The following is a 20,744-nucleotide window of genomic DNA, read 5'->3' as shown; positions in this document are numbered from 1 at the left end:
AGTACGGCGGCCATCGCGGCCGGCCGTCACCCCTTACGTACCGCCCATGTCAGGAGCAGACCGGTGTCAGACCTCCGTGTGATCATCAAACGTGATTCCGCCGAACCGGAAGAGCGAGTGGTCACGACGGGCACGACCGCGGCCGAGCTGTTCCCGGGCGAGCGGTCGGTGGTCGCCGCCCGCGTCGCCGGTGAGCTGAAGGACCTCGCCTACGAGGTGGCCGACGGCGACGAGGTCGAGCCCGTCGACATCACCAGCCAGGACGGCCTCAGCATCCTGCGGCACTCCACCGCGCACGTCATGGCCCAGGCCGTGCAGGAGCTCTTCCCCGAGGCGAAGCTCGGCATCGGCCCGCCGGTCAAGGACGGCTTCTACTACGACTTCGACGTCGAGAAGCCCTTCACCCCCGATGACCTCAAGGCCATCGAGAAGAAGATGCAGGAGATCCAGAAGCGCGGCCAGCGCTTCTCCCGCCGCGAGGTCACCGACGAGGAGGCCCGCAGGGAACTGGCCGCCGAGCCGTACAAGCTGGAGCTGATCGGCCTCAAGGGCGGCGCCGACCCCGAGGACGCCGCCGACGGCGCCGAGGTCGAGGTGGGCAGCAACCAGCTCACCATCTACGACAACCTCGACGCCAAGACCGGCGAGCTGTGCTGGAAGGACCTCTGCCGGGGCCCGCACCTGCCCACCACCCGCAGCATCCCGGCGTTCAAGCTGATGCGCAACGCCGCCGCGTACTGGCGGGGCAGCGAGAAGAACCCGCAGCTCCAGCGGATCTACGGCACCGCGTGGCCCACCAGGGAAGAGCTCAAGGCGTACCTCGACTTCCTGGTGGAGGCCGAGAAGCGCGACCACCGCAAGCTCGGCGCCGAGCTGGACCTGTTCTCCTTCCCGGACGAGCTGGGCTCGGGCCTGGCCGTCTTCCACCCCAAGGGCGGGGTGATCCGCAAGGAGATGGAGGCGTACTCGCGGCGCCGCCACGAGGAGTCCGGGTACGAGTTCGTCAACACCCCGCACATCACCAAGGCCAAGCTCTTCGAGACCTCCGGCCACCTGCCGCACTACGCCGAAGGCATGTTCCCGCCCATGGAGTTCGAGGGGCAGGACTACTACCTCAAGGCCATGAACTGCCCGATGCACAACCTGATCTTCGACGCGCGCGGGCGGTCCTACCGTGAACTGCCGCTGCGGCTCTTCGAGTTCGGCACGGTGTACCGGTTCGAGAAGTCCGGTGTGGTGCACGGCCTGACAAGGGCCCGCGGCTTCACCCAGGACGACTCGCACATCTACTGCACCAAGGAGCAGGTGCCCGACGAGCTGGACTCCCTGCTCACCTTCGTGCTGAACCTGCTGCGCGACTACGGGCTGAACGACTTCTACCTGGAGCTGTCGACCCGGGGCGACTCGGACAAGTTCATCGGCGGCGAGGAGGAGTGGGCCGAGGCCACCGAGCAGCTGCGGCAGGCGGCCGGGAAGCAGGGCCTGGAACTGGTCATGGACCCGGGTGGCGCCGCCTTCTACGGCCCGAAGATCTCGGTCCAGGCGCGCGACGCCATCGGGCGGACCTGGCAGATGTCCACGATCCAGGTGGACTTCCAGCAGCCGGCCCGCTTCCACCTGGAGTACACCGCGGCCGACGGCTCCCGGCAGCAGCCGGTGATGATCCACCGGGCGCTCTTCGGCTCCATCGAGCGGTTCTTCGCGGTGCTGCTCGAGCACTACGCGGGCGCTTTCCCGGCGTGGCTGGCGCCGGTGCAGGCGGTCGGCATCCCGGTCGGCGACGCGCACGTGCCGTACCTGCAGGAGTTCGCCGCCGAGGCGAAGCGCAAGGGGCTGCGGGTCGAGGTGGACGCGTCCTCCGACCGCATGCAGAAGAAGATCCGCACGCACCAGAAGCAGAAGGTGCCGTTCATGATCATCGTCGGTGACGACGACATGACCGGCGGCACGGTCTCCTTCCGCTACCGGGACGGCTCGCAGGAGAACGGCATCCCGCGCGACGAGGCGCTCGCCAAGCTGGTGGACGTGGTGGAGCGCCGGGTCCAGGTCTGACCGGCGCCGCACCTGCGGCCCCCGGCCGGCTGTTCTCAGCCGGCCGGGGGCCGCTCGTCGTCCCGGGTGAAGGTCTGGATCAGCCAGGAGGAGAACGCACCCGTGACCGCGCCCAGCAGCGCAACGCCGCAGATCATCAGGCCGGTCGCGATGGTCCGGCCCAGCGGGGTGACCGGGGTGATGTCGCCGTAACCGACCGTGGTGAGGGTGGAGGCGGTCCACCACACCGCGTCGCCGAAGGTGCGGATGGTGGCCCCAGGGGCGTCGCGTTCCGCCTGGAAGACGGCGAGCGCGCCGGCGAAGCCGAGCAGGACGGCGGTTGTCCCGGCGTACGCGATGACCCGGCCGTACAGGCTCAGCCGGGGCTCGTCGCGGCGCCGCTGCACCGCGTCGTAGAGGTGGATGATCCGCAGCGGGCGCAGCAGCGGGAGCACCAGGACGACGGTGTCCAGCGGGTGGCGGCGCAGGTACACCAGGAACCGCCGCGGTCCGCCGAGCCGCCAGCGGACCGCGTAGTCGACGGCGAAGGACGCCCAGGTCGCGCAGGTGACGGCCAGGCAGAGGTCGATCCAGGCGGGCGGCAGACCGCGGTCGAGCACCCGCACCGCGTAGGAGCCGAGGTAGAGCAGGGCGGCGATGAACAGCGGGATCTCGGCGCGGGCCTCCCATCGGGCCACGCGGCTGTCGGCGTCCATCCGGCCAGGATCGTGGGTCGCACCCGCGGGCGGGGCCGCCGACACGCTTCCCGGGGGTGGAGTCCTATGCTGAGCGGCATGACGAGTGAGCCGGAGCAGCAGATCGGGGTGGGGGAGCCGGACGCGTTCCAGCGGCTGTGGACCCCGCACCGGATGGCGTACATCCAGGGTGAGAACAAGCCCACCGGCCCGGGTGCCGGCGACGGTTGTCCGTTCTGCGCGCTGCCGGCCAAGTCGGACGAGGACGCGCTGATCATCCGGCGGGGCGCTCACGTGTACGCGGTGCTCAACCTCTACCCGTACAACAGCGGGCATCTGATGGTGGTGCCGTACCGGCACGTCGCGGACTACACCGCGCTGGACGCCGACGAGACGGCGGAACTCGCCGAGCTGACCAAGCAGGCCATGACGGCGCTGCGGTCCGCCTCGGGCGCGCACGGCTTCAACATCGGCATGAACCAGGGCTCGGTGGCCGGGGCCGGGATCGCCGCGCATCTGCACCAGCACGTGGTGCCGCGGTGGGGCGGCGACATGAACTTCATGCCGGTGGTCGGGCACACGAAGGTGCTGCCGCAGCTGCTGGCGGACACCCGGAAGATACTGGCCGACGCCTGGGCGGTGTGACCGTGCGGTCCGCCCGGGCGGCCCCGGCTACGCGTCGTACGTGTCGGCCTTGCGGGGCTCGACGCCTTGGACCAGGCCGCTGAGGACCATCGAGCGGTTGGTGAAGTGCGAGGTGTCCACGCCGTTCTCCTCCATGACCTGGATGGCCGCGGCGTGCACCGCGCGCAGCACCGGGGTGGCGGCGCGCAGCGCGTCGTCGGCCATGAAGCGGTGCTGCCAGGGCTTGTCGGCCCAGGTGTGGCGGAGCCCGAACGGCTCGGGCAGCTTCAGGGTCCCGCCGAGGTGGTCCAGGACCGACGGGAAGCGGGTCAGCGGGGCACGGGCGGCCAGCCGCACCACCTCGGCGGAGTCCATCAGGGGCAGCGAGACGGTCTTGGTCTCCCAGAACTTCACCGGCTTGGAGACGGTCTTCTCCTTGGCCGGCGGCCCGGAGGTGAAGATGCCGTCTATCGGGCCGAGCGCGTGACCGGTGACCTCCACCCGCAGGGTGCTGGCCAGTACGGTCACCGACACCATCAAGGTGATGACGAGATTGCCGTCCCACAGGACGAACTGGATGCCCAGGTAGTGGCGGCTGCCCTTGCCGAACTGCTGCTCATTGCATATCCGCTGGACCTCGAAGTCCTTGACGACATACGCGTCGACCTCGGCGCCGGTGGGCCGGGAGATCTTGCCCGCGCCGGGGCCGATCGGCACCACGACCCAGTGCTTTATCGACGGCTTGGGGAAGCCGCCGGTGTGCAGCGGGCCGCGCTCCAGCATGCGGAGCTTGTCGTGGATGGCGCGGATCACGTCCCAGCTGCGGAACGGGTTGATCTCGGCCAGACCCTCGCGCGGGATCAGCTCCTCGGCCATGTGCCAGGCGCCCCAGCGGCTGCCCATGCCCAGTATCCCCTTGGGGCCCGCGTAGAAGACCACGTTGCTGTTCTGCTCGGCGGCGAGCTTGGCCAGGCTCTGGCGCAGCGACTCGGCGCGCAGCTGGTTGGGGTTGCGGGGGACCGCCTCGGGGATCTTGGCGCCCACACCGCTGCCCTTGACCAGGCCGTCCCAGCGGTCGCGCAGGTCCTTGGCGGTGCGCTCGCAGATCCGCTTCGCCCAGTACCAGCCGATGATCGGCGCGAGCATCAGGACCCGGAAGTACTCGTGCCAGAAACCGGTGAAGGGCGGCCGGATGACCAGCAGCACGGTGAAGCCGATGGCCACGGCGATCACGATGCCGCCGAAGGCCCCGGCGCCCCGGCGTTTGCCGTTGAGCGCGGAGAGGGTCTTGCGGAGCTGGAAGGCGCCGAGCCAGACCAGTACCCCGGGCAGGAAGAGGACGCCGAAGACGACCATCAGGATGCCGAGCCGGTTGTCGCGCTCCTGCCGGATGCGGTTGGCGGCCAGGCAGTGCTCGACGACCGACTGCGGTTCCACGCCGAAGGACTGGACGAGTTCGTTGCGGGAGGCGCCGAGCATCCGGTTCTGGACCGCGCGGGCCCAGGCCTCACCGAGGTTCGGCTGGAAGAGCGAGAGCCGCGGAGCGGTGACCGAGGAGCCGTCGTGCAGATCGGCGAGAGTGGCCACCGGGGTGTCGCGGTACGCGGCCGAGGCGAGCGCCTGGGTCGCGGCGGTGCCGCCGTCGATGCCCGTCAGCGGGACCTGCGCCCCGGGGCTGAAGTCGAACCCGATCGTCACCACGGCCCCCAGCCGGTTCGATTCCGCCCACCCGTACAAGTGGCTTGCGGCCCGCGGTACGGGCCGGTGCTTCCGCTCCGACGGGGCCCATTCCCCACGGGCCGTCACATCACACGTTCGGAGCAGTGACCAGATTACCGGCGCGGCGGCCCGCGAGGTGGCCGCGAGCCGCCGATTGGCCGGTGACATAGGACGAGTTGGCGCTCCTGCGACGGTCAGCGGGCGGGTTTTCCACCGGTGATCGGACCCGCCGCTCGTGGTGTGTTCACCGGGTCCGCACCTCTGCTGAGCGCCGTCCGGGCTTCTTCGTGCGCCGGTTCACCGGGGATGCGCCGCGCGCTCCCGCTCCTCCTCCTGCCGCAGCCGCGCGGCGACACCGGCCGGCATCGGCTCATGACGGGCGTACCGCCGGCTGAAGCGGCCGGTGCCGTGCGAGACCGAGCGCAGGTCGACCGCGTAGCGGCCGATCTCGATCTCCGGGACGTCGGCGCGCACCAGAGTGCGGCCTGGGCCGGCCGGTTCGGTGCCGAGCACCCGGCCGCGCCGCCCGGACAGGTCGCTCATCACCGGGCCGACGTACTCGTCCGGGACCATCACGCCCACCTCGGCGACCGGCTCCAGCAGATGGATCCGGGCGGCCGCGGCGGCCTCCCGCAGCGCCAGCGCGCCCGCGGTCTGGAAGGCGGCGTCGGAGGAGTCCACCGAGTGCGCCTTGCCGTCGGTGAGGGTGACCCTGATGTCCACCACCGGGAAGCCGAGCGCCACCCCGCGGGCGGCCTGCGCCCTGATGCCCTTCTCCACCGAAGGGATGAACTGCCGGGGCACGGCGCCGCCGATCACCTTGTCGACGAACTCGATCCCCGAGCCCACCGGCAGCGGCTCCACCTCGATCTCGCAGATCGCGAACTGGCCGTGCCCGCCGGACTGTTTGACGTGCCGGCCGCGGGCGGTGGCCGGTTCGCCGAAGGTCTCCCGCAGCGACACCCGGTGGGCGACGGCGTCGACCTGGACTCCGTAACGGCTGCGCAGCCGCTCCAGCGCCACGTCGGCGTGCGCCTCGCCGAGACACCACAGGACCACCTGGCGGGTGTCCGGGTTCTGCTCCAGGCGCATCGTGGGGTCCTCGGCGACCAGCCGGGACAGGCCCTGCGACAGCTTGTCCTCGTCGGCCTTGCTGTGCGCCTCGATGGCCACCGGCAGCAGCGGGTCGGGCATCTGCCACGGCTCCATCAGCAGCGGCCGGTCCTTCGCCGAGAGGGTGTCGCCGGTCTCGGCACTGGCCAGCCGGGCCACACAGACCAGGTCGCCGGCCCCCGCCGACGGCACCGGCCGCTGGTGCTTGCCGAACGGGGAGGTCAGCGCTCCGACCCGCTCGTCCACGTCGTGGTCCTCGTGTCCCCGGTCGGTCATGCCGTGCCCGGAGACGTGGACGGTCTCGTCCGGCCGCAGGGTGCCGGAGAAGACCCGCACCAGGCTGATCCGGCCGACGTACGGGTCGGAGGAGGTCTTGACCACCTCGGCGGCCAGCGGTCCGTCGGGGTCACAGGCCAGCAGCGGCCGGTTGCCGCCGTCCGGGCCGGTGACCGCCGGCAGGTCCCGCTCCAGCGGGGTCGGGAAGCCGCCGGTGACCAGCTCCAGCAGTTCCACGGTGCCCAGACCCTGCCGGGCGCCGTCGGCGGCGGGCGCCGCGGCCAGCACCGGGTGGAAGGTGCCGCGGGCCACCGCCCGCTCCAGGTCGGCCACCAGGGTCCTGGGGTCGAGTTCCTCGCCGCCGAGATAGCGGTCCATCAAGGTCTCGTCCTCGCTCCCGGCGATGATCCCCTCGATGAGCCGGTCACGGGCCCGCGCCAGCGACGGCAGCAGGCCGGGCCCCGGCGCGGACTCGGTGCGCTCGCCGGTGCTGTAGTCGTACACCCGCTGCGAGAGCAGGCCGGCCAGGCCGGTGACCGGCGCGTGGCCGTCAGGACCTGCCGGGCCGTGCACCGGCAGGTACAGCGGCAGCACCGCGTCGGGATCGTCGCCGCCCAGCTCCCGGGCGCACTGGGCGGCCATCTCCTCGAAGCCGGCCCGGACCGCCTCCAGGTGCGTGACCACCACGGCCCGGGGCATCCCGACCGCCGCGCACTCCTCCCACACCATGCGGGTGGCCCCGCCGATGCCCTCGCCGTCCTGCGCCGCCGAGACGACGAAAAGGGCCGCGTCCGCTGCCCGCAGACCGGCCCTGAGTTCCCCGACGAAGTCCGCGTAGCCGGGGGTGTCCAGCAGATTGACCTTGCATCCGCCCCATGCGACCGGGACGCAGGACAGCTGTACGGAGCGCTGCTGCCGCTGTTCAATCTCGTCGTGGTCGGAGACCGAGCCGCCGTCCTCGACCCGGCCCGCCCTGTTCACCGCTCCGGTGGTCAGCGCGAGCGCCTCCACCAGCGTCGTCTTGCCCGCTCCGCTGTGGCCGACCAGCACCACATTGCGCACCTTCTCGGGGCGGCCGGCCGCCGGTGCTCTGCCGGCGGCCCCTGGCGTCGTGTCTCTCCTGTCGGATGCACCACCCATGTCCTCGCCTCCCGGTCCGTCATCGCACGGGGGTCTTCCGACCTTCCCACGGGTGTCAGGCCGCGTCCATACGTCGTACCCCGCGGTACCGGCGCCTGTGGCGCCGGGGTGCTCCGGCGGCCCGGGACGGTGCCACCCGCGTCCGGGGTCCGGCGGCTGGCTACGATGGGCCAGCGCGGCGGCCGGTACGGTCTGCCGCACTGTTCACGTCCGTCGTCACGTTCCGGAACACCGACAGGTCGGGAAGGCCATGCTGAACAAGTACGCGCGTGCGTTCTTCACGCGTGTTCTCACGCCGTTCGCCGCGTTTCTCATCCGCAAGGGGGTCAGCCCCGACGCCGTGACCCTGATCGGCACCGCGGGAGTCGTCGCCGGCGCGCTGGCCTTCTACCCCAGGGGCGAGTTCTTCTGGGGCACGGTCGTCATCACGCTCTTCGTCTTCTCCGACCTGGTGGACGGGAACATGGCCCGCCAGATGGGCCGCTCCAGCCGCTGGGGCGCCTTCCTGGACTCCACCTTGGACCGGGTCGCCGACGGAGCCGTCTTCGGCGGCCTGGCCATGTGGTACGCGGGCCACGGCAACGACCAGGTGCTCTGCGCGGTGTCCATCTTCTGCCTGGCCAGCGGCCAGGTGGTGTCCTACACCAAGGCCCGCGGCGAGGCGATCGGCCTGCCGGTCAAGGTCAACGGCCTGGTGGAGCGGTCCGAGCGGCTGGTCATCACCCTGGTGCTCTGCGGGCTCTCCGGTTTCCACCGGACCTTCGGCGTGCCCGGTATCCAGTGGCTGCTGCCGATCGCCCTGTGGGTGGTCGCCGTGGGCAGCCTGATCACCCTGATCCAGCGGGTGGTCACGGTCCGCCGGGAGTCGGCGGAGGCGGACGCGGCGCTCGCCCGCGAGACCGCCGACCAGGGGAGCGGCGCGTGAAGGAGCGCCTGACCGACGGCTTGTACGGACTGGGCTGGGGCGCGGTCAGGACGCTGCCCGAGCCGGCCGCCCGGGCGCTCGGCCGCGGCATCGCGGACGTGGCGTGGCGGCAGCGCGGCAAGGGCGTGCAGCGGCTGGAGGCGAACCTCGCGCGGGTGGTGCCGGACGCCGGACCGCGGGAGCTGCGGGAGCTGTCCCGCGCCGGCATGCGCTCCTACCTGCGGTACTGGATGGAGTCCTTCCGGCTGCCCGCCTGGAGCAAGGACCGTATCCGCGGCGGCTTCGCCCCCGCCGACGTGCACTACCTCACCGACGGGCTCGCGGCCGGCAAGGGCGTGATCCTGGCGCTGCCGCACATGGGCAACTACGACCTGGCCGGCGCGTGGGTCACCACCAAGCTGGAGACGCCCTTCACCACCGTCGCCGAACGCCTGAAACCCGAGACGCTCTACGACCGCTTCGTCGCCTACCGGGAGAGCCTGGGCATGGAGGTGCTGCCGCACACCGGCGGCGCCGCCTTCGGCACCCTGGCCCGCCGGCTGCGGGCCGGCGGGCTGGTCTGTCTGGTCGCCGACCGGGACCTGTCCACCAGCGGCGTCGAGGTCGAGTTCTTCGGCGAGCGGACCCGGATGCCCGCCGGGCCCGCGATGCTCGCCCAGCAGACCGGGGCGCTGCTGCTGCCGGTCACCCTCTGGTACGACGACACGCCCGTCATGCAGGGCCGGGTGCACCCGCCCGTCCCGGTGCCGGCCGGCGGCGACCGCGCCTCCCGTACCAGCACGATGACCCAGGCGCTCGCCGACGCGTACGCCTCCGGCATCGCCGCGCACCCCCGTGACTGGCACATGCTGCAGCGGCTCTGGCTCGCCGACCTGACGCCGCGCCCGGCCGCGATCCCCGGGGTGGCCCCGGTGGACACCGTCGGCAGCCGGCCCGATCGTTCCGGAACGGAGAATCCTTGAGGATCGGGATCGTCTGCCCGTACTCCTGGGACGTCCCAGGCGGCGTCCAGTTCCACATCCGCGACCTCGCCGAGCATCTGATCGGCCTCGGGCACGAGGTGTCCGTACTGGCCCCGGCCGACGACGAGACGCCGCTGCCGGCGTACGCGGTGTCGGCGGGCCGGGCCGTGCCGGTGCCGTACAACGGCTCGGTGGCCCGGCTCAACTTCGGGTTCCTGTCCGCGGCCCGGGTCCGGCGCTGGCTGCACGACGGCAACTTCGACGTCGTGCACATCCACGAACCCACCTCCCCCTCGCTCGGGCTGCTCGCCTGCTGGGCGGCGCAGGGCCCGATCGTGGCGACCTTCCACACCTCCAACCCGCGCTCCCGGGCGATGATCGCCGCGTACCCGATCCTGCAGCCGGCGCTGGAGAAGATCCGGGCCCGGATCGCGGTCAGCGAGTACGCGCGGCGCACGCTGGTGGAGCACCTGGGCGGTGACGCGGTGGTCATCCCCAACGGCGTCGACGTCGACTTCTTCGCCCGCGCCGAGCCGCGCAAGGAGTGGCAGGGCGGCACCATCGGCTTCATCGGCCGCATCGACGAACCCCGCAAGGGCCTGCCGGTGCTGATGAAGGCGCTGCCGAAGATCCTCGCCGAGCGGCCGGAGACCCGTCTGCTGGTCGCCGGGCGCGGCGACGAGGAGGAGGCGGTGGCCACCCTGCCAGAACAGGCCAGGGACCGGGTGGAGTTCCTCGGCATGGTCAGCGACGAGGACAAGGCGCGGCTGCTGCGCAGCGTCGACCTGTACGTGGCGCCCAACCTCGGCGGGGAGAGCTTCGGCATCATCCTGGTCGAGGCGATGTCCGCCGGCGCGCCGGTGCTCGCCAGCGACCTCGACGCCTTCGCCCAGGTGCTCGACCAGGGCGCGGCCGGCGAACTGTTCGCCAACGAGGACGCCGACGCGCTGGCCGCGGCCGCGGTCCGGCTGCTCTCCGATCCCGGCCGGCGCGACGCACTGCGCGCCCGCGGCAGCGCCCATGTCCGGCGCTTCGACTGGTCCGTGGTCGGCGGCGACATCCTCGCGGTCTACGAGACGGTCACCGACGGCGCGGCCCGGGTCGCCCCGGACGAACGCACCAGCTTCCGGGCCCGGTTCGGCCTGGCCAGAGACTGACCGGGGGCGGCCGGCGCAGGTGCGGTGGCCCGAGGTGACGGCAACACCCCACCGCGCGGGTAGCCTTGCCGCCCGTGAGCACCATCATCTGGGTCGCGGTGGCGATCGTCGCGATCGGCCTGTACCTGAGCTGGACCGCTGGGCGGCTCGACCGGCTGCACGCGCGGATCGACGCGGCCCGGGCCGCGCTGGACGCGCAGTTGCTGCGACGGGCCTCGGTGGCACAGGAGTTGGCGACCTCCGGGGTCTTCGACCCGGCCGCCTCCATCGTGCTGTACGAGGCCGCGCACGCGGCCCGGCAGTCCGACGCCGAACAGCGCGAGGTCGCCGAGAGCGAACTGAGCCAGGCGCTGCGCGCGGTCTTCCCGGCTGCCGAGGCGGTCGCCGAGGTACGCGAGGCGCCCGGCGGCACCGCGGCGATCGGCGAACTGACCCAGGCGGTACGGCGGGTGCCGATGGCCCGGCGCTTCCACAACGACGCGGTCCGCGCCGCCCGGGCGGTGCGCGAGCACCGGGTGGTGCGCTGGTTCCGGCTGGCCGGCCACGCCCCCTTCCCGCTCGCCTTCGAGATGGACGACGAACCGCCCCTCGCGCTCACCACCGACGGCGGCGCCAGCGCGCTGTGAACGGTGACTGGTGCTGGTGACCGGTGAACGGTGACTTGGGCTGGTGACCCGTGACCCGTGACCCGGCGGGTGGGAGCCACCTGAGCCGGATTGGCCCTTTCCGGTTCCGCCCTCCCGTCCGAGGATGGAGAAAAAGCGGCTTTTCGTCAGGAGTGAGGTCACCGTGTCCATCGCACCGTCCCCCGCCGGCACCCCCGAGACAGGCACCGCCCGCGTCAAGCGCGGCATGGCCGAGCAGCTCAAGGGCGGCGTGATCATGGACGTCGTCACCCCGGAACAGGCCAGGATCGCCGAGGACGCCGGCGCGGTCGCGGTGATGGCCCTGGAGCGGGTGCCCGCCGACATCCGCAAGGACGGCGGGGTGGCCCGGATGTCCGACCCCGACATGATCGACGGCATCATCGGCGCCGTCTCCATCCCGGTGATGGCCAAGTCCCGCATCGGCCACTTCGTCGAGGCCCAGGTTCTCCAGGCGCTCGGCGTGGACTACATCGACGAGTCCGAGGTGCTCACCCCCGCCGACGAGGTCAACCACTCCGACAAGTGGGCCTTCACCACCCCCTTCGTCTGCGGCGCCACCAACCTCGGTGAGGCACTGCGCCGGATCGCCGAGGGCGCCGCGATGATCCGCTCCAAGGGCGAGGCCGGCACCGGCAACGTCGTGGAGGCGGTCCGCCACCTGCGCCAGATCAAGGGCGAGATCTCCCGGCTGCGCGGCCTGGACAACAACGAGCTCTTCGCTGCGGCCAAGGAGCTGCGCGCCCCGTACGAGCTGGTCAAGGAGGTCTCCGAGCTGGGCAAGCTGCCGGTGGTGCTCTTCTCGGCCGGCGGCGTGGCCACCCCGGCCGACGCGGCCCTGATGCGGCAGCTCGGCGCCGAGGGCGTCTTCGTCGGCTCGGGCATCTTCAAGTCCGGCGACCCGGCCAAGCGCGCCGCCGCCATCGTCCGCGCCACCACCTTCTACGACGACCCCAAGGTCATCGCGGACGCCTCCCGCAACCTCGGCGAGGCCATGGTCGGCATCAACATCGACGTACTGCCCGAGGCCGAGCGCTACGCCAACCGCGGCTGGTAACCCCGAGATGACCCGCACCACTCCCACCATCGGCGTCCTGGCACTCCAGGGCGACGTACGGGAGCACCTGACGGCACTGGCCGCGGCGGGCGCCGCGGCCGTGCCGGTCCGGCGCCCCGAAGAGCTCGCCGCGGTCGACGGCCTGGTCATCCCCGGCGGCGAGTCCACCACCATCTCCAAGCTGGCCGCGCTCTTCGGCCTCACCGAGCCGCTGCGTGCCGCGATCCGCGGCGGCCTGCCGGTCTACGGCAGCTGCGCCGGACTGATCATGGTCGCCGACAAGATCCTGGACCCGCGGTCGGGCCAGGAGACCTTCGGCGGCATCGACATGATCGTCCGCCGCAACGCCTTCGGCCGGCAGAACGAGTCCTTCGAGGCGTTCGTCGACGTACGCGGCATCCCCGGCGGCCCGGTGGAGGGCGTCTTCATCCGGGCCCCGTGGGTGGAGTCGGTCGGCGCGGACACCGAGGTGCTCGCGGAGTACGGCGGGCACATCGTCGCCGTCCGGCAGGGCAGGGTGCTCGCCACGTCGTTCCACCCCGAGCTGACCGGGGACCACCGGGTCCATGAACTCTTCGTGGACACGGTGCGCACCTCGGGATGACGCTCTCCCGGTAGGATCGGCGGCGCGACGAAAGACAGCATTTGGTGACGCGAAGGAGACAGTCGGATGTCCGGCCACTCTAAATGGGCTACGACCAAGCACAAGAAAGCCGTGATCGATGCCAAGCGCGGCAAGCTCTTCGCGAAGCTGATCAAGAACATCGAGGTCGCGGCGCGCACCGGCGGCGCTGACGTGGACGGCAACCCGACGCTCTTCGACGCGATCCAGAAGGCGAAGAAGAGCTCGGTCCCGAACAAGAACATCGACAGCGCGGTCAAGCGCGGTGCGGGCCTGGAGGCCGGCGGCGCCGACTACCAGACGATCATGTACGAGGGTTACGGGCCGAACGGCGTCGCGGTCCTCATCGAGTGCCTGACCGACAACCGCAACCGCGCCGCCTCCGACGTCCGGGTCGCGATGACCCGCAACGGCGGCTCGATGGCCGACCCGGGTTCGGTGTCGTACCTCTTCAACCGCAAGGGCGTCGTCATCGTCCCCAAGGGCGAACTTGGCGAGGACGACGTGCTGGGCGCGGTCCTGGACGCGGGCGCCGAGGAGGTCAACGACCTCGGCGAGTCCTTCGAGGTGATCAGCGAGGCCACCGACCTGGTACCGGTCCGCAAGGCGCTCCAGGACGCCGGGATCGACTACGACTCGGCCGACGCCAACTTCCTGCCCACCATGCAGGTGGAACTGGACGAGGACGGCGCGCGGAAGATCTTCAAGCTGATCGACGCGCTGGAGGACAGCGACGACGTGCAGAACGTCTTCGCCAACTTCGACGTCTCCGACGAGGTCATGGAGAAGGTCGACGCCTGACAGGCGCGCACCGGCGCGTGCTGCATGCGGGCGGGCAGCGGGCAGCGGGCCGGCATGCGGCGTGCGGCGCGCACATGGCACCGGAGCGGCCCGGGCGGGGAGACACCCGCCCGGGCCGCACTGCGTCGTCCGCCCGCTGTCGGTCCGAACCGATAGCCTGCACAAACAGGTGAGCGAGAAAGGGGGCGGGATGCGCGTACTGGGCGTGGACCCGGGGCTGACCCGGTGCGGAGTGGGCGTGGTGGACGGCGTCGCGGGCCGCCCGCTGACCATGGCGGGCGTCGGTGTCGTCCGCACCCCCGCCGACGCGGAGATCGGTCACCGGCTGGTGCTGATCGAGCGCGGCATCGAAGCCTGGCTGGACGAGTTCCGGCCCGAGGCGGTCGCCGTCGAGCGGGTCTTCAGCCAGCACAACGTCAGGACCGTGATGGGCACCGCCCAGGCCAGCGCGGTGGCCATGCTCTGCGCCTCCCGGCGCGGCCTGCCGGTGCACCTGCACACCCCCAGCGAGGTCAAGGCCGCCGTCACCGGCAGTGGCCGGGCCGACAAGGCGCAGGTGGGTGCGATGGTCACCCGGCTGCTGCGGCTGGACGCCCCGCCGAAACCCGCCGACGCGGCCGACGCCCTGGCGCTGGCCATCTGCCACATCTGGCGCGGCACCGCCGCCAACCGCCTGCAGCAGGCCATCGCCGCGCACCGGACCGTACGAACCCAGGAGACCGCCACGTGATCGCCTTCGTCAGCGGCCCGGTCGCCGCCCTCGCCCCGGACGCCGCGGTCATCGAGGTCGGCGGCATCGGCATGTCCGTGCAGTGCGCCCCCGGCACGCTCGCCGCCCTGCGGATCGGCCAGCCCGCGCGGCTGGCCACCTCGCTGGTGGTCAGGGAGGACTCGCTGACGCTGTACGGCTTCGCGGACGACGACGAGCGGCAGGTCTTCGAACTGCTGCAGACGGTCAGCGGAGTCGGTCCGCGGCTCGCCCAGACCATGCTGGCGGTGCACAGCCCCGACGCGCTGCGGGCCGCGGTGGCCTCGGGGGACGAGAAGGCGCTCACCGCGGTGCCCGGGATCGGCAAGAAGGGCGCCCAGCGGCTGCTGCTGGAGCTGAAGGACCGGCTGGGTGCCCCCGTGGGCCCCGGCGCCTCCCGTGGCCTCGGCAGCCCCGTGGGCACCTCCTGGCACGAGCAGCTGCATGCGGCGCTGCTCGGCCTCGGCTATGCCACCAGGGAGGCGGACGAGGCGGTCGCCGCGGTCACCCCGCAGGCCGAGGCGGCGGCCGAGCCGAATGTCGGCGCGCTGCTGCGGGCCGCCCTGCAGACCCTCAACCGCACCCGCTGAGCCGCCACCGCCCGGCAGACCGGGCCCCGTAGCCGCCACCGCCCGCCGATCCGAGAGACCACGATGAACTGGGACGACGCCACCGCCGAGCCGGAGCGACTGGTCGGCTCCGCCGCCGACCGTGAGGACCAGGCGGTCGAGGCGGCGCTGCGCCCGAAGGACCTGGGGGAGTTCATCGGACAGGAGCGGGTGCGCCAGCAGCTCGACCTGGTGCTCAAGGCCGCCCGGCAGCGCGGCGCCACCGCCGACCACGTCCTGCTCTCCGGCGCCCCCGGCCTCGGCAAGACCACCCTGTCGATGATCATCGCGGCCGAGATGGGCGCGCCGATCCGGATCACCTCGGGCCCGGCCATCCAGCACGCCGGCGACCTGGCGGCGATCCTGTCCTCGCTCCAGGAGGGCGAGGTGCTCTTCCTCGACGAGATCCACCGGATGTCGCGGCCCGCCGAGGAGATGCTCTACATGGCGATGGAGGACTTCCGGGTCGACGTCATCGTCGGCAAGGGCCCGGGCGCCACCGCGATCCCGCTGGAGCTGCCGCCGTTCACCCTGGTCGGCGCCACCACCAGGGCCGGCCTGCTGCCACCGCCGCTGCGCGACCGGTTCGGCTTCACCGGGCACATGGAGTTCTACGCACCCGCCGAACTGGAACGGGTCATCCACCGCTCGGCCGGACTGCTCGACGTCGAGGTGGCAGCCGACGGCGCCGCCGAGATCGCCGGCCGCTCCCGGGGCACCCCGCGGATCGCCAACCGGCTGCTGCGCCGGGTCCGCGACTACGCGCAGGTACGGGCCGACGGCGTGGTCACCCGGGAGATCGCCGCCCAGGCCCTGGAGGTCTACGAAGTGGACGCCCGCGGCCTGGACCGGCTGGACCGGGCGGTGCTGCACGCGCTGCTGAAGCTCTTCGGCGGCGGCCCGGTGGGTCTGTCGACGCTGGCGGTCGCGGTCGGCGAGGAGCGGGAGACGGTCGAGGAGGTGGCAGAACCGTTCCTGGTCCGTGAGGGCCTGCTGGCCCGTACCCCCCGGGGACGGGTGGCCACCCAGGCCGCGTGGGCCCACCTCGGCATGGTGCCGCCGCAGGGCTCGGGGAGCACCGGGACAGGTGGGGCCGGAACGGGACAGACCGGGCTGTTCGGAACGTGACCTCGGATAGACTCGTGCCTTCAGGAACCCCGGTGCCATGCTTGGCGTTGTTCCAGCGGCGAAGCAGCGCTTAGACTCCGCCGACGCCCTTCCTCCGGATCGGCACCCACATCCCGAAACCCAGGCCGGCCCCCACACCGACCGCGCGAAGGAACGTCCACACCGTGAATCTCGTCACTCTCCTCCCCCTGATCCTGATCGTCGGCGTCATGTTCCTCATGACCCGCTCGGCGAAGAACAAGCAGCGCCAGGCGTCGCAGATGCGCAACCAGATGGAGCCCGGCGCGGGCGTTCGTACCATCGGCGGCATGTACGCGGTGGTCAAGGAGGTCAACGACGAGACGGTGCTCCTGGAGCTGACCGACGGCGTGCACGCCCACTTCGCCAAGAACGCCATCGGCGCGGTGCTCAGCGAGGGTGAGTTCAACCGGATCGTGCACGGCATCGAGCCGGAGGAGACCGAGGACGAGTCCGCGGAGGACGCCGCCGGGGATGCCGCCGGGACGAAGGACACGTCCGGCTCGGACGAGGCTCCCGTCGACCTGACCAAGGACGACGAGGACGCCCCCGTCGAGCTGACCAAGGACGCGGAGCCGCAGGTGCAGGAGCAGGACGGCTCCACCGCCGGCTCCAAGTCCAAGTAAGGGTCCCGCTCTCACAACATCGTGGCCACCCCCTGAGCGCGCAGGCCCGGGGGCGGTAGGACAGGGAGAATCAAGAAGGTGGCAGCAGCCAAGAAGGGCCGCAGGTCCTCGGCGAGTCAGGGGTATCCCGGGCGCGCCCTGGCCGTGATCCTCATCGCCCTGGTGGCGCTGACCGGAGGGATCTTCCTCTCCGGCCACAAGACCCCCCGGTTGGGCATTGACCTCGCAGGCGGTGTCAGCATCACGCTGACCGCCAAGCCGCACCAGGGCGACGTGGTCAACAAGGCCAACATGGACACCGCGGTGAGCATCATCAACCAGCGTGTCAACGGGCTCGGCGTCTCCGAGGCCGAGGTGCAGACCCAGGGCTCGAACACGATCATCGTGGACATCCCCAAGGGCACCAACGCCGACCAGGCCGAGCAGCAGGTGGGAACCACCGCTCAGCTGTACTTCCGGCAGGTGCTCACCGAGCTCGCCGGGACGCCCACGGCCCCCACCCCCACTCCCTCTCCGACGAAGCCCGGGGCCACGCCCTCCGGCTCCGCCACCCCCAGCTCCACGGGCACGCCGAAGTCCACCGGCACCCCGTCGAGCACCCCGTCGAACTCCGCCAGCCCGCAGGGCCGCGCGGTCAGCGACGCGCTGAAGTCGACCACGGACAAGGCCCCCACGCCGGTCCCGACGTCTCCGGCGAGCACCCCGGGCGCCGCGGACACCCCGGCCCCCAGCACCACCACCCCGGCCGCCGACGTGTCGATCCCGGCCGACCTGCAGGCCAAGCTCGACAAGCTGGACTGCAGCGACCCCCAGCAGCGCGCCAACGCCAGCGAGGGCACCAAGCCCACCGACAAGGTCGTCGCCTGCGGCCAGGCCAGCGGCAGCAAGGACTGGATCAAGTACGCGCTCGGCCCGGTGCTGATCGACGGCAAGAACGTCTCCAGCGCCAGCTCGGCCTTCGACACCCAGCAGGGCAACGGCTGGGTCGTCAACTTGAACTTCGACTCCAAGGGCGCCAAGCAGTTCACCTCGGTGACCGGCAACCTGGCGCAGCAGCAGTCCCCGAACAACCAGTTCGCCATCGACCTCGACGGCAACGTGGTGTCCGCCCCGCAGGTCTCCCAGGCACTGCCCGGCGGCAGCGCCCAGATCTCCGGCAGCTTCACCCAGCAGTCCGCCGACGACCTGGCGAACGTACTGAAGTACGGCTCGCTCCCGCTGGCCTTCCAGATCTCCGACAAGACCACCGTCTCCGCCGCCCTCGGCGGTGAGCAGCTGCGCGGCGGCCTGATCGCCGGCGCGGTCGGCCTGGCCCTGGTCGTGATCTACCTCTTCGCCTACTACCGCGGCCTGGCCGGGGTGGCGATCGTCTCCCTGCTGGTCTCCGCCGGACTGACCTACACCCTGATGTGCCTGCTCGGTGAGGCCATCGGCTTCGCCCTGAACCTGCCGGCGGTCTGCGGCGCCATCGTGGCCATCGGTATCACCGCCGACTCGTTCATCGTCTTCTTCGAACGCATCAGAGACGAATTGCGCGAGGGCCGGTCGCTGCAGCCGGCCGTGGCCCGCGGCTGGCCGCGCGCCCGGCGCACCATCCTGGTGTCGGACTTCGTGTCCTTCCTCGCCGCGGCGGTCCTCTACGTGGTCACCGTCGGAAAGGTCCGGGGCTTCGCCTTCACCCTCGGACTGACCACGGTGCTCGACGTTGTGGTGGTGTTCCTCTTCACCAAGCCGCTGATGACGATCCTGGCCCGGCGGCTGTTCTTCTCGCAGGGGCACAAGTGGTCCGGCCTCGACCCGAAGAGCCTCGGCGTCAAGGCCCCGCTCCGCCGTGTCCGCCGTACGCCCAGCACCGAGACGAAGGAAGCCTGATGTCGAAGCTCAGCGATCTCGGTCACAAGCTGCACCGGGGCGAGATCAGTTACGACTTCGTCGGCAAGCGCAAGATCTGGTACGGGATCTCGCTGCTGATCACGGTCGTGGCGATCGTCGGGCTCGCGGTGAACGGCCTCAAGGAAGGCATCGAGTTCTCCGGCGGCGCCGTCTTCACCACCCACAAGACGTCGATGTCCGTCACCCAGGTACAGAACAAGATCTCCGGTGACACGCACGGCAACGACGCCACCGTCCAGAAGCTCGGCAACGGCAGCGTCCGCATCCAGGTCGGCGGGGTCTCCACCGACGAGTCCAAGAAGATGCAGGACGACATCTCCAAGGACCTGGGCATGCCCAAGTCCCAGATCGACGCCGAGATCGTCGGCCCCAGCTGGGGCAAGGAGATCTCCAACAAGGCCCTGGAAGGCCTGATCATCTTCCTGGTCCTGGTGGTCGTCTACCTCGCGATCGCCTTCGAGTGGCGGATGGCGCTCGCCGCGCTGATCGCGCTGCTGCACGACCTCACCATCACCACCGGCGTGTACGCCATCGTCGGCTTCGAGGTCAGCCCGGGTACGGTCATCGGTCTGCTGACGATCCTCGGTTACTCCCTCTACGACACCGTCGTCGTCTTCGACGGTCTGAAGGAAGCCAGCAAGGACCTCACCAAGCAGAACAAGTACACCTACAGCGACATCGCCAACCGCAGCCTCAACGGCACGCTGGTGCGGTCCATCAACACCACGGTGGTGGCGCTGCTGCCGGTCGCCGCGCTGCTCTTCATCGGTGGCGGCATCCTCGGCGCCGGCACGCTGAACGACATCGCGCTCGCCCTCTTCGTCGGCCTGAGCGCCGGTGCGTACTCCTCGATCTTCATCGCGACCCCGATCGTCGCGGACTTCAAGGAGCGCGACCCGCAGATGAAGGCGCTGCGCAAGCGGGTCCTGGCCAAGCGGGCCGCCGACGCGGCGAAGGCCCGGCAGGCGGAGCTGAGTGGCGAAGCGCTGCCGGAGGAAGAAGACGGCGGCATCGAGGGCGACGAGGGCGTGGCCGGTGCCACCCCGGCCGTGGTCGGCCCGCGGGCCCAGGGCCCGGCGGCCTCCGGCGGCACCCGGCAGCCCCGCAGCCAGCCGGTGAACCGCGGCAACCGCGGTGGCCGCGGGCGCCCCTCCGGCAAGCGCCGCTGAGGCGCGAAGGCCCCGAGCAGCACCCGTCGCCGCCCGGCCCCGTACAGGGACCGGGCGGCGACGGCCGTTCCGGTACCTTGTCCCGGGGCGCGAAGCCCCCGACGTACGCCAAGCCGCAGAAGAGACGAAAGAAGCGCGATGACCACGACGGAAGCCGCCTCGCCGGAGCTGCGGACCCTGCTGCTCTCCCGGATCCGTGATGTGCAGGACTACCCGCGGCCCGGGGTGGTCTTCAAGGACATCACCCCGCTGCTCGCCGACCCGGTCGCCTTCAACGCGCTGGTCGACGCTTTCGCCGCGCTCTGCCGCCGGCACGCCGCCACCAAGGTGGTCGGCCTGGAGGCGCGCGGCTTCATCCTGGCCGCCCCGGCCGCCGCCCGCGCCCACCTCGGCTTCGTCCCGGTCCGCAAGGCCGGCAAGCTGCCGGGGAACACCCACTCCCAGTCCTACGACCTGGAGTACGGCAGCGCCGAGCTGGAGGTGCAGACCGACGCCTTCGCGGCGAACGACCGCGTGCTGGTGATCGACGACGTGCTGGCCACCGGCGGCACCGCCGAGGCGTCCGTGGCACTCGTCCGCCGGGCCGGCGCCACCGTCGCCGGAGTGGCCGTACTCATGGAGCTCGGTTTTCTGGCCGGCCGTGACCGCCTCGCCAAAAGCCTCTCCGGTGCCCCGCTGGACGCCCTGATCACCATCTGAGGAATCCCGGAGCGCACCCGCGCGTTCCCGGGGGGACCGGGGCTTCCTTGCCCCGGCCGGGCGCCCGGGCGGCGCCGTAGGTCGATACC

At 71.5% G+C, this 20,744-nt stretch carries 19 protein-coding genes; 16 read left to right on the top strand and 3 right to left on the bottom strand.

The features are described 5' to 3' along the window. The first annotated feature begins 63 nt into the window (after positions 1 to 63). Entirely contained in the window at positions 64 to 2,052 is a 1,989-nt protein-coding gene (gene thrS / locus OG552_RS05900; protein ID WP_329130133.1) for a threonine--tRNA ligase, read from the top strand. Between the two features lie 35 nt (positions 2,053 to 2,087). Here thrS and OG552_RS05895 read toward each other — a convergent pair whose 3' ends face one another. Then, complete coding sequence (locus OG552_RS05895; protein WP_329130132.1) at positions 2,088 to 2,747, bottom strand: potassium channel family protein; 660 nt, start codon at positions 2,745 to 2,747, stop codon at positions 2,088 to 2,090. A 66-nt stretch (positions 2,748 to 2,813) separates the two neighbouring features. Here OG552_RS05895 and OG552_RS05890 point away from each other — a divergent pair, with 66 nt between their 5' ends. Further along, positions 2,814 to 3,371, top strand: a complete 558-nt coding sequence (locus tag OG552_RS05890) for an HIT family protein (RefSeq protein WP_329130131.1) — start codon at positions 2,814 to 2,816, stop codon at positions 3,369 to 3,371. Positions 3,372 to 3,398: 27 nt separating this feature from the next. Here the strand turns inward: OG552_RS05890 and OG552_RS05885 are convergent, their stop codons facing one another. Together OG552_RS05885 and OG552_RS05880 are read right to left on the bottom strand one after the other, a co-directional pair. Next, entirely contained in the window at positions 3,399 to 5,048 is a 1,650-nt protein-coding gene (locus OG552_RS05885; RefSeq protein ID WP_329140572.1) for a hypothetical protein, read from the bottom strand. A gap of 318 nt (positions 5,049 to 5,366) precedes the next feature. Continuing rightward, the gene (locus OG552_RS05880; protein ID WP_329130130.1) at positions 5,367 to 7,598 is read right to left on the bottom strand and encodes an elongation factor G-like protein EF-G2; all 2,232 of its coding nucleotides are present in this window, start codon (positions 7,596 to 7,598) and stop codon (positions 5,367 to 5,369) included. A 250-nt stretch (positions 7,599 to 7,848) separates the two neighbouring features. Between OG552_RS05880 and pgsA the strand changes: the two genes are divergently transcribed. From pgsA to OG552_RS05810, 14 genes are all read left to right on the top strand, one after another. Further along, positions 7,849 to 8,523 carry a phosphatidylinositol phosphate synthase gene (gene pgsA / locus OG552_RS05875; protein WP_329130129.1) on the top strand — a complete coding sequence of 225 codons (675 nt, stop codon included), beginning with the start codon at positions 7,849 to 7,851 and terminating at the stop codon, positions 8,521 to 8,523. After that, complete coding sequence (locus OG552_RS05870; protein ID WP_329130128.1) at positions 8,520 to 9,485, top strand: phosphatidylinositol mannoside acyltransferase; 966 nt, start codon at positions 8,520 to 8,522, stop codon at positions 9,483 to 9,485. The genes pgsA and OG552_RS05870 overlap by 4 nt, the downstream gene beginning before the upstream one ends. After that, positions 9,482 to 10,642 (top strand): glycosyltransferase family 4 protein, encoded by a 1,161-nt coding sequence (locus tag OG552_RS05865; RefSeq protein WP_329130127.1) that lies wholly within the window; start codon positions 9,482 to 9,484, stop codon positions 10,640 to 10,642. Before OG552_RS05870 ends, OG552_RS05865 begins: the two co-directional genes overlap by 4 nt. Before the next feature lie 65 nt (positions 10,643 to 10,707). After that, the gene (locus tag OG552_RS05860; protein ID WP_329130126.1) at positions 10,708 to 11,268 is read left to right on the top strand and encodes a hypothetical protein; all 561 of its coding nucleotides are present in this window, start codon (positions 10,708 to 10,710) and stop codon (positions 11,266 to 11,268) included. Between the two features lie 124 nt (positions 11,269 to 11,392). Beyond that, on the top strand, positions 11,393 to 12,343 hold the full coding sequence (pdxS, locus tag OG552_RS05855) for a pyridoxal 5'-phosphate synthase lyase subunit PdxS (protein ID WP_443070875.1): 951 nt from the start codon (positions 11,393 to 11,395) through the stop codon (positions 12,341 to 12,343). Between the two features lie 7 nt (positions 12,344 to 12,350). Then, positions 12,351 to 12,947: a pyridoxal 5'-phosphate synthase glutaminase subunit PdxT gene (pdxT, locus tag OG552_RS05850; RefSeq protein ID WP_329130124.1), complete on the top strand. Its 597-nt coding sequence runs from the start codon at positions 12,351 to 12,353 to the stop codon at positions 12,945 to 12,947. A 66-nt stretch (positions 12,948 to 13,013) separates the two neighbouring features. Beyond that, complete coding sequence (locus tag OG552_RS05845) at positions 13,014 to 13,766, top strand: YebC/PmpR family DNA-binding transcriptional regulator (RefSeq protein ID WP_329130123.1); 753 nt, start codon at positions 13,014 to 13,016, stop codon at positions 13,764 to 13,766. A 190-nt stretch (positions 13,767 to 13,956) separates the two neighbouring features. Further along, positions 13,957 to 14,496 (top strand): crossover junction endodeoxyribonuclease RuvC, encoded by a 540-nt coding sequence (ruvC, locus tag OG552_RS05840; RefSeq protein ID WP_329140570.1) that lies wholly within the window; start codon positions 13,957 to 13,959, stop codon positions 14,494 to 14,496. Beyond that, complete coding sequence (ruvA, locus tag OG552_RS05835) at positions 14,493 to 15,104, top strand: Holliday junction branch migration protein RuvA (protein ID WP_329130122.1); 612 nt, start codon at positions 14,493 to 14,495, stop codon at positions 15,102 to 15,104. Before ruvC ends, ruvA begins: the two co-directional genes overlap by 4 nt. Before the next feature lie 63 nt (positions 15,105 to 15,167). Beyond that, entirely contained in the window at positions 15,168 to 16,250 is a 1,083-nt protein-coding gene (ruvB, locus tag OG552_RS05830) for a Holliday junction branch migration DNA helicase RuvB (RefSeq protein WP_329130121.1), read from the top strand. Positions 16,251 to 16,414: 164 nt separating this feature from the next. Further along, complete coding sequence (gene yajC, locus OG552_RS05825; RefSeq protein ID WP_329130120.1) at positions 16,415 to 16,894, top strand: preprotein translocase subunit YajC; 480 nt, start codon at positions 16,415 to 16,417, stop codon at positions 16,892 to 16,894. A 78-nt stretch (positions 16,895 to 16,972) separates the two neighbouring features. Next, entirely contained in the window at positions 16,973 to 18,766 is a 1,794-nt protein-coding gene (gene secD, locus OG552_RS05820) for a protein translocase subunit SecD (protein WP_329130119.1), read from the top strand. Beyond that, a complete protein-coding gene (gene secF / locus OG552_RS05815) occupies positions 18,766 to 19,956 on the top strand; it encodes a protein translocase subunit SecF (RefSeq protein ID WP_329130118.1) in 1,191 nt (396 codons plus the stop codon). Before secD ends, secF begins: the two co-directional genes overlap by 1 nt. 138 nt (positions 19,957 to 20,094) lie before the next feature. Further along, positions 20,095 to 20,655 (top strand): adenine phosphoribosyltransferase, encoded by a 561-nt coding sequence (locus OG552_RS05810; RefSeq protein WP_329130117.1) that lies wholly within the window; start codon positions 20,095 to 20,097, stop codon positions 20,653 to 20,655. Positions 20,656 to 20,744 lie beyond the last annotated feature (89 nt).

Origin of the sequence: Streptomyces sp. NBC_01476 (assembly GCF_036227265.1) — a bacterium.
Classification (GTDB): Bacteria; Actinomycetota; Actinomycetes; order Streptomycetales; family Streptomycetaceae; genus Actinacidiphila.
The sequence above is the reverse complement of the archived record's forward strand: the minus strand, read 5'-3'. Positions and strand labels throughout refer to the sequence as shown.